The following is a 13,288-nucleotide window of genomic DNA, read 5'->3' as shown; positions in this document are numbered from 1 at the left end:
TTTAAACTATTCTTTTTCTTCAATTACCCGATCGATCAGACCATACTCCAACGCTTCGTAAGCAGACATAAAGTAGTCGCGATCGGTATCTTTCTTAATCTTCTCGATAGACTGCCCTGTATTGTCAGCCATCATTTGGTTTAGCTGATCGCGAATACGCAGGATTTCTCTTGCTTCAATGTCAATATCTGTTGCCTGTCTGCGTCCTTGAACACCCCCTAAAGGTTGGTGAATCATAATCCGCGCATGGGGCAATGCCAAACGCTTACCTTTTGTACCGCCACAGAGCAAAAATGCACCCATAGAAGCAGCCAAGCCAACGCAGATAGTTACAACTTCCGATTTAATATGACGCATGGTGTCATAAATCGCCAGTCCAGCAGTTACCGAACCACCAGGAGAATTGATATATAAGTAAATTGGCTTACCAGGATCATCAGAATCGAGGTAAAGCATAATGGCAATTATTTGATTTGCCAAAGCATCGTTAACGCCTCTGCCGAGGAAGATAATACGCTCGCGATAGAGGCGATCGTAAATGCCAATCCAGTCGCTATATTGCTGACCAGGCATTTGATAGGGAACTTTAGGAACACCAATAGGCATAAGATTCTTTACCTTAGTTATTTATTACGTTTGTTTTAAGTCAGAGTAGAAACAGGAGTAGGTAGATCGCTTGCACTTTCTAGAACTTTGTCAATTAACCCATACTCTTTCGCATCTTGAGGAGTCATATACAGCATCCTGTCTGTATCTTTCTCTAGTTTTTCGACTGGCTGACCAGTATTTTGACTAAAAATTTCTAGTACAGCACGTTTATTTTCTAATACTTCCTTAGCACGGATTTGAATGTCTGAGGCTTGACCCTGAGCACCTTGACGAGCTTGATGGAGGATAATCGTACCATTTGGCAAACTAGCGCGATAGCCTTTTGCTCCTGAAGAGAGGATCATGGCTGCTGTCCCCATTGCTTGACCAATACAAATAGTATGTACTGGAGGCTTGATGTAGGAAATAGTGTCGCAAATCGCAAAAGCTTCGGTTTCAAAGCCAATTGAATCTCCACCGTACCAAGATGTACCAGTAGAATTAATATACATGGTGATTGGCTTTTCAGGATCATCAAATTGCAGATAGAGCAACTGAGCCACAATCAACTCTGTAACGTCAATGCCAATCTGATCTTTATATTCGTCAGGAGATACTAAAGGAAGTCCCAAATAAACGATACGTTCTTTTAGTAGTAGAGAAGGTAAATCTGGGGGTGGAGTGCGATACATACTACCACCGCCTCCTCTGTAGGGTGCTTGTACTGCCTGAATTGGTGAATCCATAGTATTTTTTAAGTTAATTTACTTCTTAATATTGTTATCTCCCAGGGCAAATTGGTGAAAAAACAACTAATAAACTTTATTTATGCTTCTATGCCAAGGTTAGTAAAATGATTTTAACGCATCTATTAAGCCAGGATTAAGCTAGTTTTAATCCCTAAAACCGAACACAACCGAACCATTTTCATTTTTTCTTTGCTGTTGACAATCACTTATGGCTAGAACGATCGCTTTAATTGCCCATGATCATAAAAAAGACGATATAGTAAAATTTGCCATTCGTCATCAACCCTTGTTAGCTCGCTATCATCTTATCGCCACAGAAACTACGGGTAAACGTATTGAAGACGCTACCAATCTAATAATAGAACGGATGGCATCAGGATCGGTGGGGGGAGATGCTCAAATTGCCGCCAAGGTTGTTGCAGGGGAAATAATCGCGGTTATTTTTTTGATTGACCCCTTAAATGCTCAACCCCATGAGCCAGATATTCAGACACTACTGCGAATTTGTAACGTTCACTTAGTTCCTCTAGCGACTAATTTAGGTACGGCAGAAGCGATCGCCACCAGCTTTGCTCAGAGTTTGGTCGCTCATTTAATTTTTAATCCTGTATCTGGTGGAGGCAACGGCGAGCAGGATCTTAACTTTATTAAACAAATGTTAGATCCTCATTTACACCTGGAGGTTCATTTAACCAGCCTCGATATCAGTCCGCAAGAATTAGCAATTCAGGCGATCTCTCAAGATGCAGATTTAATTATTGCCTCTGGTGGTGACGGTACGGTTTCTGCGGTAGCGGGAGCGATGATTGGCACAGATGTTCCTTTAGGTGTTATCCCCAGAGGCACGGCAAATGCTTTTGGTATGGCGTTAGGCATCACTCAACAAATTAATCAGCTACGACGAGCCTGCGAAATAATCTTGGCAGGAAAAACTAGAGTAATTGATGCAGCAAGGTGTAATAACTTACCCTTGATTTTATTAGCAGGCATTGGCTACGAAGCCGAAACCATTGAAAAAGCCGATCGCGAAGCAAAAAATCGTTGGGGTTCGTTAGCATATATTATGGCAGGTTGGCAGCAGCTAAACGAACAGCAGCTATTTGATGCCGAAATTGAAATTGAAGGGGAAATGAGAACTTTTCAAGCCGGAGCAATTACCATTGCTAACGCTGCGCCTCCCACCTCAGTATTGGCTCAAGGAATTGGCGAAGTGGTGATGGATGATGGCTTATTAGATATTACTATTGCCACGGTGGACAATAAAATCCAGGCTGTGACCACTATGTTAAGTATGCTTGGTGCAGCTTTGATTAGAACTAGTGCAGAATTAGATAATATAGTTCATTTGCGATCGCGTAAAGTAAAAATCTCTGCCAACCCAATTCAGAAAGTTGTTTTAGATGGCGAAATTATTGGCAATACGCCTCTAGAAATTGAATGTTTGCCCCAAAGTTTAACTGTTTTTGCTCCCGTCTTGTGAAGGTTGAAGTTTACAATAGTAACAGTTTTGTAGGCTGGGCAAATTCCTGAAATTGGATAGTAGTATTCAATCAAATAATTTTTTGCCCACCAATTTTAAGGCGATTGTGCTTGGTTAGTTTGGACAGTTAGGAGAGGAACATTTTTAGATTTCAACGTCAATATCCATAAATATTATTATTTAAACCTATTGGAGATAAGTAAATGAAATTCTCTGGAAAGATGACCCAACTATTGTTGGGAATACTGGGCTTTAGTGTGGCTATAGCTCCCTTTTTGGTTGAGCTACAGCCACAAATTACCCAGGCTGCTATTACTCAAATAGCTCAAGTTCTTTCTCCAGAAGAAGTTAACCTGCGTGCTAAACAAGTTACTGTACGTATAGACGGAGCTAATACTGGCTCTGGTGCAATCGTTGACTATTCAAACAAAGTTTACACCGTGCTGACCAACTGGCACGTGATGAAAAACTCTGGAGATTATGTTGTTAAAACTATAGACGGTAGGGAACATCAGGTAGATCCAGCCTCGATTAAGCAATTACCAGGGTTAGATTTAGCCATATTAAAGTTTAAGAGCGATGAAAACTATCAGATAGCTGAAACTGGTGATTCATCAAACCTAAACGAAGGACAAAGTATTTATTTTGCTGGCTATCCTGGAGAATTACGCACAGAAGACAATCGTTACTATCGTTTCTTTACAGCTAGTTTGGTGGGCATATTACCAAAATCGACTGATAATGGCTATTCTTTAATTTATAGTGGTGAAGCCTTTCCTGGGATGAGTGGAGGTCCTGTTTATAATCAAGAAGGGTATATGATTGGAGTTCATGGAGAGGCAAATATAAATGCCATATCTGGAGGCACTTCTAACTATGGCATTCCGATTAATAGCTATAAAACTGCGATCGCCAAATTAAATAATCCAACGCCATCAACTCCTCCCGTCAATAATACAGCCAGCCAGTCAGAGTCTAAAACCCCTGAGCTAGCTAATAACCAGTCAGAAACTCAAGCTAATTCTGGAGAAATTTCTTCTGTTCCTACTTTTACCCCAGATCGAGCCAACACCCCTACCCCTAAAACTCCAGAACAACCAGAAGCTACTAACGAGTCTCCAGCTAAAACTCCAGAAGTAGAGAAACAGCCAAAACAACCAGAAGAATCGGCCAAACCTGAGCCACAATTATCAAAAGCAGAGAATGAATCAACGCAAGCCACAAATTATCAACCTGCTCCAGCAGCATCAGAAGCTACAAATACGCCTACTACCTCACTTTCTTTAGTCTCTCCCAAGACTGGCATTGACTATACTAAGCTGCGAGATTTACTAAAGGAAAAAAAATGGTCAGAAGCAGATATACATACCTATCAACTTGTAGAGCAAATTATTAAAACCGCTAAACAGGAAAATAAACACGTTTTTATTGAATTAAAAACCATTGCTCAGTTTTCTTGTCCCGATATTAGAACCATAGACAACCTCTGGGAAAAATACAGCGACCATAAATTTGGCTTTAGTTCCCAGCAGAAGATTTGGCAAAGCGTCAATCAAAAAGGCGATTATTCCACTGAAACCTGGCGCAAGTTTGCTACAAAAGTGGGCTGGAAAAAAGGTAATGTAATCAGCGGTAGTGGCTATTTACTATACGATGAGCTTAATTTTGATCCTTCAAAAGCACCTCAAGGTCAACTGCCTTGGTGGTTTGCTCTACCAGATGAAGAACAAAATGTAATCAAGCAATTATTTGCTAGCTGCAACTTCAATCCTAGCGTTGAAGAGTTAAAGGCAGAAGCAGAAAGAGATAACCCTAAAAAGTCTCCTGAGAATGACTCTAGCAATACTTCTAACAATCAACCTAATATTAATAAAGCTCCTAAATCTCTTTAACAATTAGCAGTGGTAGAAATGAAACAACATCAAACAGCCTTAAAAATCAAAACTACAGGAAAATCACTCCATAAAATTACTCGTCAAGTCGAACAAGCAGTAGAAAAATCTGGCGTTGCTACAGGCTTGTGTACTATATTTGTGCGCCATACTTCTGCATCTTTGTTGATTCAAGAAAATGCCGATCCTGATGTTCTAGTTGATTTAGAAAATTTCTTTGCTCAATTAGTCCCTGAAGACGCTACACGATATATTCATAGTGCCGAAGGAATGGATGATATGCCTGCTCATATTCGCTCTGCCTTAACCCATACTTCAGAACATATTCCTATTTCTGGAGAGCGATTAGTTTTAGGAACTTGGCAGGGTATTTATCTGTGGGAACACCGTCAACGAGGCAATCAAAGAGAAGTAATTGTTCATGTTAGCGGAGATGAACATTAAACTTAGTAATTAGTGATTACTAATCAATTATCGTTTTGAATAAAAATAAGTTTGTTTATCATATAACCTCTTTTGCTGAGTGGAATGCTGCTCAATCTCAAGAAGAATACAAAGCACAAGGTTTTGACACAGAAGGATTTATTCACTGTTCTTATTGTCATCAAATATTGACAGTAGCGCATCGATTTTTCAAAGGACAAAGTGGTCTTGTAATATTAGTTATTGAATCCTCTAAAATAAACAACAGTCTGGTTGAGGAAAATTTAGAGGGGGGTGTAGAACTATATCCTCACCTTTATAGTGTATTGCCAACTAAAGCGGTTAGTAACGCGATCGCTTTTCCCTGTAATATTGATGGTAACTTTACTTTGCCAGATGAACTTAAAGTTTAGATTATGGGATAAACAATATTTATCTCGATCACGATCGCCTTAGAAATGCGATCATCCTTCATGGAAAAAGTCAAATCTTGCGGTGTAATCTGCTTTACTCAAACGAAACAGCCATCATTTCTCTTGATGAAGAGATCATATCGTTATGATTTGCCCAAAGGTCACATTGAACCTGGGGAAACTGAACTTCAGTGCGCTTTAAGAGAATTGTTTGAGGAAACAGGAATCACTAAAAAACAGGTTTGCTTAGAGTTGGATTTTCGGTTTAAAACTATTTATTACCCTCGATACAGACGTTTTGGCGGAGACAAAGTTGAAAAGTCTTTAGTTATTTTTTTCGCCTGGGTAAGCGAAGAACTAGAAATTGTGATGACAGAACATAATGCTTCTGAATGGGTTAAATGGAATCCTCCCCATTATTTTCATAACAGAATTATTGATGAGTTGCTGTTGACGGTCGATCGGCAGTTGATTGTTAAAGGTAAACGATAAGAGGTCAGAGGTCAGAAGTAAATTTTATTTTGGACGGTAAATAAAATTTTTTATCCTAAGTGAATGAAACCAATTGGTATCAAGAAGAGTCAGCAAAATTTCAAACGGGAAAGGCTTTTTATAATCCTCAAAGTAAGCTGGTGCGAGATTTGGGAGTTTTGGCTGCCAAGGTTTATAAGCAGGATCGCGGAAGTCTGAGGGCTTTGGATGCTTTAGCTGGTTGTGGTATTCGCAGCTTACGTTATTGGCAAGAAAGTAATGCTGACTATGTTTGGGTAAATGAAGGAAATGCCGATAATAGTTTTATATTACAGCAAAATTTATCTCAGGCGATCGCATCTGGTCACTGTCAGATTACTCATCAAGATGCTCATCGAGTATTTTTTAAATGCTATGAACATCGGGATTATTATGATTTAGTTGATGTGGATTGTTTTGGTAGTGCTGTGCCTTATCTTAGTACTATGCTGTGGGCGACTAAGATTGGTGGCTTGATGTATCTAACTAGCACTGACGGACGCACGTTAACAGGACATTTACCAGAAAATAGTATTCAGGCTTATGGCGCGATCGCACGTTCTCATCCCGCAGCCCATGAACAGGCTTTAAGACTATTGATTGGCAGCACTCAACAACAGGCTGCTACTAAAGGTTTAGGAGTTGAACCAGTCTTTTCTTTGTTTACAGGGAAAACTTATCGTCTGATGATGCGGTTAGTGTCTAAACCTAATCTAACTAACAACAATTATGGTTTTCTCGCCTATTGCCATAGCTGTGGTAACTATCAAACTATTCTCTGGCGTAAATTAAATAAAATTACCTGCACCTGTTCTAATTCTGCTATAACCGTTAGTGGTGCAATGTGGCTAGGTGAATTACACAACCCACAACAGATAGAACGGTTTATAATTTTGGCTCAACAGTTAGGCTGGCAGAAAATTGTTGAATTGCTCAGTTTAATGAAAGATGAGATCGATCTACCGCCTTACTTTTACAAATTAGGAGAAATTGGTCGTCGCGGAAAAATAGATATACCAAAGCGATCGCACTTAATCAAAGCTTTACAAGACCAAGGTTATCAAGCAGCAGCAACCCATATTAATCCTCAAGGAATCAAAACCGATGCGGATCTCGAAACCTGTATTGCGATCGCCATACATATCTAATAATCGCTTAATTTAAACAATTACAGGGAAAGCTAAATTAGTAATTCGGTAATGACTAAACTTTTTGTTCAATTGCTGCACGGTATAACTTCTGAATCTTTCGCAGCATTTTATCAAAGATAGAATTGCGACAATCTAGATTGTTATTGCAGTTTTGAATAGCTTCAATTAACTTAGCCTCTCTCACGTCTACATAACCATCGCTATAGATTAAGCCACTAATTTTTTCTAATAATTCCAGATAATCTTCTGGGGAATGATTTTCGCCAAAATATTCATCTAGCCATTGATAACATTCAACAGGTTGAATTGGTCTTAATTCAGATAGTAAAGGCTTGATCTCTGGATCATCAGCTAGTTGAAAATCTTTAGCCATACGACGTAAATAAACTCGCTCTTCTGGTTGAATAACTCCGTCTATCCAAGCAGCAGCAATCAGAATTTTCAGAACTTGTTTCATTTTCTTAGTTTTATTGTCACCCATCTCACAAACCTCGTTCTAATCTCACCATAAAAAAACCATCCATATCATGACGATGGGGATAAACTTTAATCCATCCTTCTGATGTTGCCCAGCTTTTGGTAATCTCATCAGTAGGAGATTGAATACTCCAGTTTGAGTGTTGTTCCAAAAATGATTGTATTACTTTTTCATTTTCTAAAATATTAAGAGTACAGGTGGCATACACTAAAATACCTTTTGGCTTTACCCAAGTAGCAGCCTGTTCTAATAGTTTCCTTTGTAACTCAAAAAGTTCTTCAATAGCTTGGGAGGTTTGTCGCCAGCGAATATCAGGGCGTTTGTGTAGCGTGCCTAAACCCGAACAAGGGGCATCTAAAAGTACCCTGTCGGCTATATTCGCAAATTCACTCTTGTCGCAACTATCTCCCACTTCGATTTGAATAGACTGTAAATGTAGGCGTGCAGCGTTTTCTCTAACTTTATTTAGGCGTTTAGCAGCGCGATCGCCAGCTATAATATGACCATTATCCCCCATTAATTCGGCTATATGGGTAGTTTTGCCTCCAGGTGCAGCACAAGCGTCAATTATCGTCTCTCCAGGCTGAGGGTCAAGTAAATGCGTCACCAACTGCGCGCTACTGTCTTGAATTACCCACCATCCTTGTTTGTAGCCTGGTAAATCTGTAACCGCACCCGCGCTTTCTAGTCTCAACCCTTGAGGTAATCCTGGGATGCGATTTATAGAAATATCCGCAGCTTTAAATGCGCTTTCTACTTCTTCAATGGTAGTTTGGAGAATATTTACCCTCAGATCAATTTTGGGAGACTGATTAAACCAAGCAAGTAATCGATTTACTTCTTCAATGGGTAATTGCTCTAACCAAGTCTCTACTATCCAGTCAGGAAAGCTATGTTGTATGCCCAATCTGGTTATTGGATTATCTGGTAGTTGCAGAGGATCTCTAGATTCAGCTTTACGTACATAACCCCGCAATAACCCGTTAACTACGCCACTAAGCCTAGGAATACCGTTAGCTTTAGCCAATTCCACGCTAGTATTAACTGCTGCTGAAGTAGGAATGCGATTTAGATACCGTAACTGATACAAACCCAGGTGGAGAATAATCCGTAAATCTGGAGGTTGTTGCGCTGCTTTTTTCTTACCTAGTAAATCAATTAGAGCGTCCAAAGTTCGCTGACGACGCACAATACCATAAACCAATTCACAGGCAAAGCCTCTGTCTGTCTGGCTAATCTCAGTCGATTTACCCATAGATTTAATCACGCGGTTGAGGGCGACATCAGTATAGGCTTTCTTTTGATAAACATTTTTGAGGGCAAAAAAAGCCAACTGACGGGAATTGGGAGTAGATGCCATGCTGAAGATGAAGAGAAAATTGCCCTATTTATTCTAGTAGGGATTTAGGCATGAATACTTTAAACTTTAAAAACTAAATATAAACCGCATCTACCTAATAACTGACAGTTATCTTTATTTGACGGCTGTTAATAATTTCTGTAAATAATTGAGTAGATAAAGCTTGTTCTACAGGATAAATACCTGGCTGCTTTAGCTTACCCTCTAAGATTAGCTCGGCGATCGCACCTGTGCCAGCCCCCGCCGCGATCGCCGTATTATCATGTACCATAGTGGCGCAGTATGTCTGGGGTTTGCCCTCTTTTTCTCCCGTAATTTCTGCCCGAATTGCCACGCCAATACCGCTAAACTTATCTGTAACCTTGGTCATCAGATAGCTAACGCGAGCGAAAAATTCGATTCCCTGGGGACTGCTTACCCAAGCTTCAGGAAATATATGAGCCGTAATCCAGGTTAAATGGTTATACCAGTCAGGAATTGAGCCAAATTTGGTAATTACGGTATCTACAGCAAAAGAATCGGCAAAAGTATAGGTTTCTGGCATATCAAACCAATAGACCCCTGTCTTGCCATAGGGCTGAGGAAACTCAATCATTTCTCTTTCGGTGTAGGGTAGGGTATTCTGCCATTTACCATTGATCCAGGCAGAGAATTTGTTTTTTAAGCCTAAGAAGGTAGTTCGCATCACGGTTAATCCTGCACCCCCCGATCCTTCTACTACATAGCTTAAATGGATCTTCTGAGGTCGATCAAATTGTTCAATACCCTGCTTGACCATACTGTTAGAAATACCAGGAAAAATGCCCGTATTAAGTATGGCTGTGACTCCAGATGCGATCGCTCTATCATTATATTTGATTACCCGTTCATAAAAAGAGCGATGATCGCTCACGTCAATATAATCTATCCCTGCTTCAATACAAGTCTTTAACACTCTACCGTCTCGATGGTGAAAAGGGCCTGCACAGTGAACTACCAAATCTTTTGAGGCGATCGCTTTTTCTAGCTGTTCTCGATCTGCCAAATCTAAAGCTAGAAATTGAAAAGGAGAATTAACCTGTTGAGGATTACGAGAGGTTATAGTAACTTCTGCGTCAGTATGGTTGGCAATATCCTGGGCAACACTATTACCAATTCTGCCACAGCCTCCAATTATCAAAACTTTTTTAGTGGGCGGAAATGCTGCTTTGCGAGACAGCGCGGTGGACGGTTTCACCGACATAAAGCGACTGTCGAGGGTGCAAGCAGCATATTCCACGCCCAGGGATTTATCTCTCATATTGTAATCTTCTCTTACGCCTAGAACTCATGGATGACAATTAGGCAACTATCAAAATTATATTCATTTTTAAAAATTAAATTATGGTTAATCTTTATTTTTTAACAGTTAATTACAATTCCAGTAGTTTGCTTGCTCGCTTACTCGAATCTTTGCCCGAACAAGATAATGATAAATATCAGGTAGTTGTTGTTAATAATTCTCCTGAAGATCGAGAGTTGTTAAAACTAGATGACCAGCATTTAAAAATAATAGAAGCTAATTGTAATCTGGGTTTTGGAAAAGCCTGTAATGTAGGTTTGAATTGGATTAATAATCAAAATGATCAAGCTATTGTTTGGTTAATTAATCCTGATGCCTACTTTGAACAAGAAGTTGTTAAAACCATTTTACCTTTTTTTGAAAAGCACTCTGAAATCTCAATTTTGGGAACTACAGTAATTGATTCGGCAGGAGAAATAACTTCTGCTGGAGGAACATTCACCTCTGGTAGTGCTGCTATAAAGATTATCAATACATTGCCAAACGATTTAAGCCAAGACTATATCAAAACTGATTGGGTAAGCGGCTGTAGTTTGTTGATTAACTGTAAAAACTTTTCCCAATGTCCTCAATTTTGCGATCGCTATTTTTTATATTACGAAGATTTAGATTTTTGTCTGCGCTATGGTCTGCAAGGACATCAAATAGCCGTAACTCCTTTAATAGAAATTGTACACGATGCGACTTCTATCACTAATCGCAATATATTTCAAAAGTACAAGCATATTACCCATAGCTATCTTATTCACATCGAAAAGCATGGCAACTATTCAACTTTTATTATAACTAATATCAGAATTTTGCTTAACACCTTAAGATTGGTTGTAATTAAACCTCACCAGGGTTGGGGAAAGCTAACTGGTTTTTATAATTATTGGCGAATAAGAATTCTTCATTAACTGTTTAGCATTACCTTGATTTTTTGCACTGTAGTTTAAAATTTATAGCCATTTTTCAAGGTCATTAAACATTTAGCAAACGCGCATTTATCAATGAAAAAATGCTCAATGTTTAACTGTCATCTAGTCTTTTGAAAGATAATCCCATCATCTTCTTCATTCTTATTGAACATAGTTGTCAAAGTAGCTTCAAATTCAGATTTGCCAATCGTAATTTTTTTAGAAGGTATATACAACCGATCGAAATAAGGACTAATTAAGCCTAAGTAATCATCTACTCCTACCCCGCTCACATACTTTAAATGGTGCGGAACAAATTCGATCTGTAATATTTTTGAACAGCTTAATATTCTTTGCATTCCTTTCAATGCAAAATATTCAGATCCTTCAATATCCATAACAATCAGGTCATAGCAACTTGCGTTTAATCGATCATCTAGAGGAACTGCCTCAACCTTGACGTAATCAGGGTTGTCATAATAGTACATTTCTTTCTTTACCTTTGGTTCTCGTTTACTTCCTCCTGAGTTCAGCTTATTAAGCAAAAATGGTAAACTTTCGACTTTATCATTAGCAGCAACATTAAGTAACTCGCAGTTATTTAGTTGATTGAGGGTGATGTTTATTTTTAGTAATTCAAAAGTATTTGGGTTTGCCTCAATTGCTACGACTTTGCCACAATTTTTAGCAATTGGAACAACTAATGAGCCAATGTGCGCACCAACGAATAAAACGCTGCTATGGTTACTGACATATTGACTAATTTGAGCATACTCTTCATTGCACCAATTCCCATGCCTTAGCAAACTGCGCCCAACGGCTAGATCTTCTGGATCGACAGCAAATATTCCACTGTCTGTTCTAGCAAGAACAGCAAAAGCATATTTACCAAGTGATTTCCTGGTAAACTTCATAGTCATGGCTTTTAACTTGGTTTTGAAATCCATAGCTTAATTCTTAATATTATGAAGGCATGATTACCTCCAGCACCTGTTCTGTCGTGCTGATTACCTAAAAAACTTTTGAGCGTAAAGATGCTTAACTATAACCGCATCGGTAAGATTATATTGCAGGGGCGTAATGATAATATAGCGATCGCCAGTACATTATCTAATCTCTTCTTCTCTAGGTTGTAATCATCTCAGGCTGAGAATAAGGGAAAGTTGGCTCGAAATAATTTAGGCGATCGCCTTAGCTATTCCCAACAATGCTCCTTACAGCTATCTTAAAATCGCTTACTCTTTGAGTAGTAATTGTAGCTGCATTAAATATAATAAAAATTTTTCATGATCACAAACCAGTTTCGTAAATTGGCAAAAAAGATAACCAGGATTAACTTCTTGGTAAATTCCACAGTGGAACAACGAAGAGCAATGCTACCACCAGCTAAACCTCTCCAAGCAAAACACATTCTCAACTGTAGGCTAGTGGAAAATCGAGACAAAATGCTCGAATATATGCCAAAGAATGCAACTTGTGCAGAGATAGGTATTTGGAAGTGTGACTTTTCAGACAAAATTCTTAAAATAGTGCAACCAAAAAAATTGCATTTAATTGATATTGATGACGCTGCCATAAAAATTGCCGAGCGCAAATTTGCTCAGGATATATCAAACGGAACAGTTGCTGTGCATCTTGGCAACTCATCTGAAACTATTATGTCAATGCCAGATAATTATTTTGACTGGGTTTATATTGATGGAGATCATTCCTATGAAGGAGTAAAGAGAGATTTGAATGCTACACAATTAAAGCTAAAGCCTGATGGTTTGATAGCGATGAACGATTACATTTTTTTTGGGGCTTTAGGATTGGCAAAATATGGAGTAATTGAGGCTGTCAATGAATTTTGTCTAGAGCATGATTTTGAACTTATATATTTCGCACTTCAAGGACGAATGTATAATGATGTCGTTCTTCGTAAGATTTAAAGGCTCAATTGCCTAACAAAAAAATGCAGATCTGAGCTGTAAGGTTGTTGAAAATGATGACACGCCCCAAGTAAAATAATGTTTTGAGGCTAG

14 protein-coding genes are annotated in these 13,288 nt (G+C 38.9%); 8 read left to right on the top strand and 6 right to left on the bottom strand.

The annotated features are described in order from the left end of the window. Positions 1 to 6: 6 nt before the first annotated feature. Both SLP02_RS08720 and SLP02_RS08715 read right to left on the bottom strand, forming a co-directional pair. Positions 7 to 606 carry an ATP-dependent Clp protease proteolytic subunit gene (locus SLP02_RS08720; RefSeq protein WP_319420266.1) on the bottom strand — a complete coding sequence of 200 codons (600 nt, stop codon included), beginning with the start codon at positions 604 to 606 and terminating at the stop codon, positions 7 to 9. A 35-nt stretch (positions 607 to 641) separates the two neighbouring features. Next, entirely contained in the window at positions 642 to 1,334 is a 693-nt protein-coding gene (locus SLP02_RS08715) for an ATP-dependent Clp protease proteolytic subunit (RefSeq protein ID WP_319420265.1), read from the bottom strand. A gap of 211 nt (positions 1,335 to 1,545) precedes the next feature. Here SLP02_RS08715 and mgsA point away from each other — a divergent pair, with 211 nt between their 5' ends. The 6 genes from mgsA (at position 1,546) to SLP02_RS08685 (ending at position 7,203) form a co-directional block, all read left to right on the top strand. Further along, a complete protein-coding gene (gene mgsA / locus SLP02_RS08710; protein ID WP_319420264.1) occupies positions 1,546 to 2,817 on the top strand; it encodes a methylglyoxal synthase in 1,272 nt (423 codons plus the stop codon). 203 nt (positions 2,818 to 3,020) lie between these two features. After that, positions 3,021 to 4,709 (top strand): GUN4 domain-containing protein, encoded by a 1,689-nt coding sequence (locus SLP02_RS08705; RefSeq protein WP_319420263.1) that lies wholly within the window; start codon positions 3,021 to 3,023, stop codon positions 4,707 to 4,709. A gap of 18 nt (positions 4,710 to 4,727) precedes the next feature. Beyond that, positions 4,728 to 5,153, top strand: coding sequence for a secondary thiamine-phosphate synthase enzyme YjbQ (locus tag SLP02_RS08700; RefSeq protein ID WP_319420262.1), 426 nt, complete (start codon positions 4,728 to 4,730; stop codon positions 5,151 to 5,153). Between the two features lie 35 nt (positions 5,154 to 5,188). Further along, positions 5,189 to 5,545, top strand: a complete 357-nt coding sequence (locus tag SLP02_RS08695; protein WP_319420261.1) for a DUF952 domain-containing protein — start codon at positions 5,189 to 5,191, stop codon at positions 5,543 to 5,545. Positions 5,546 to 5,590: 45 nt separating this feature from the next. Next, positions 5,591 to 6,037 (top strand): bis(5'-nucleosyl)-tetraphosphatase, encoded by a 447-nt coding sequence (locus tag SLP02_RS08690; RefSeq protein ID WP_319420260.1) that lies wholly within the window; start codon positions 5,591 to 5,593, stop codon positions 6,035 to 6,037. A 59-nt stretch (positions 6,038 to 6,096) separates the two neighbouring features. Beyond that, positions 6,097 to 7,203, top strand: a complete 1,107-nt coding sequence (locus SLP02_RS08685; protein WP_319420259.1) for a class I SAM-dependent methyltransferase — start codon at positions 6,097 to 6,099, stop codon at positions 7,201 to 7,203. Between the two features lie 55 nt (positions 7,204 to 7,258). Here SLP02_RS08685 and SLP02_RS08680 read toward each other — a convergent pair whose 3' ends face one another. From SLP02_RS08680 to SLP02_RS08670, 3 genes are all read right to left on the bottom strand, one after another. Continuing rightward, positions 7,259 to 7,663, bottom strand: a complete 405-nt coding sequence (locus SLP02_RS08680; protein ID WP_319420258.1) for a tellurite resistance TerB family protein — start codon at positions 7,661 to 7,663, stop codon at positions 7,259 to 7,261. A 25-nt stretch (positions 7,664 to 7,688) separates the two neighbouring features. Then, a complete protein-coding gene (locus SLP02_RS08675; protein ID WP_319420257.1) occupies positions 7,689 to 9,044 on the bottom strand; it encodes a 16S rRNA (cytosine(967)-C(5))-methyltransferase in 1,356 nt (451 codons plus the stop codon). 94 nt (positions 9,045 to 9,138) lie between these two features. After that, positions 9,139 to 10,266: a saccharopine dehydrogenase family protein gene (locus SLP02_RS08670; protein WP_413467345.1), complete on the bottom strand. Its 1,128-nt coding sequence runs from the start codon at positions 10,264 to 10,266 to the stop codon at positions 9,139 to 9,141. A gap of 140 nt (positions 10,267 to 10,406) precedes the next feature. On the opposite strand from SLP02_RS08670, the gene SLP02_RS08665 reads away from it, so the two are divergent. Further along, entirely contained in the window at positions 10,407 to 11,264 is an 858-nt protein-coding gene (locus tag SLP02_RS08665; protein WP_319420255.1) for a glycosyltransferase, read from the top strand. 119 nt (positions 11,265 to 11,383) lie between these two features. On the opposite strand, the gene SLP02_RS08660 is transcribed toward SLP02_RS08665, so the two are convergent. Further along, positions 11,384 to 12,211 (bottom strand): FkbM family methyltransferase, encoded by an 828-nt coding sequence (locus SLP02_RS08660; RefSeq protein WP_319420254.1) that lies wholly within the window; start codon positions 12,209 to 12,211, stop codon positions 11,384 to 11,386. 393 nt (positions 12,212 to 12,604) lie between these two features. Here SLP02_RS08660 and SLP02_RS08655 point away from each other — a divergent pair, with 393 nt between their 5' ends. Then, positions 12,605 to 13,195, top strand: coding sequence for a class I SAM-dependent methyltransferase (locus SLP02_RS08655; protein ID WP_319420253.1), 591 nt, complete (start codon positions 12,605 to 12,607; stop codon positions 13,193 to 13,195). Positions 13,196 to 13,288 lie beyond the last annotated feature (93 nt).

It is taken from the genome of Pleurocapsa sp. FMAR1, from assembly GCF_963665995.1.
GTDB lineage: Bacteria > Cyanobacteriota > Cyanobacteriia > Cyanobacteriales > Xenococcaceae > Waterburya.
The sequence above is the reverse complement of the archived record's forward strand: the minus strand, read 5'-3'. Positions and strand labels throughout refer to the sequence as shown.

Coding starts and splice junctions, on each gene's coding strand:
- SLP02_RS08670 (WP_413467345.1), bottom strand. CDS start 10,266: ATGTCGGTGAAACCGTCCACCGCGCTGTCTCGCAAAGCAGCATTTCCG.
- SLP02_RS08675 (WP_319420257.1), bottom strand. CDS start 9,044: ATGGCATCTACTCCCAATTCCCGTCAGTTGGCTTTTTTTGCCCTCAAA.
- SLP02_RS08705 (WP_319420263.1), top strand. CDS start 3,021: ATGAAATTCTCTGGAAAGATGACCCAACTATTGTTGGGAATACTGGGC.
- SLP02_RS08680 (WP_319420258.1), bottom strand. CDS start 7,663: ATGAAACAAGTTCTGAAAATTCTGATTGCTGCTGCTTGGATAGACGGA.
- SLP02_RS08665 (WP_319420255.1), top strand. CDS start 10,407: ATGGTTAATCTTTATTTTTTAACAGTTAATTACAATTCCAGTAGTTTG.
- SLP02_RS08690 (WP_319420260.1), top strand. CDS start 5,591: ATGCGATCATCCTTCATGGAAAAAGTCAAATCTTGCGGTGTAATCTGC.
- SLP02_RS08700 (WP_319420262.1), top strand. CDS start 4,728: ATGAAACAACATCAAACAGCCTTAAAAATCAAAACTACAGGAAAATCA.
- SLP02_RS08720 (WP_319420266.1), bottom strand. CDS start 606: ATGCCTATTGGTGTTCCTAAAGTTCCCTATCAAATGCCTGGTCAGCAA.
- SLP02_RS08660 (WP_319420254.1), bottom strand. CDS start 12,211: ATGGATTTCAAAACCAAGTTAAAAGCCATGACTATGAAGTTTACCAGG.
- SLP02_RS08715 (WP_319420265.1), bottom strand. CDS start 1,334: ATGGATTCACCAATTCAGGCAGTACAAGCACCCTACAGAGGAGGCGGT.
- mgsA (WP_319420264.1), top strand. CDS start 1,546: ATGGCTAGAACGATCGCTTTAATTGCCCATGATCATAAAAAAGACGAT.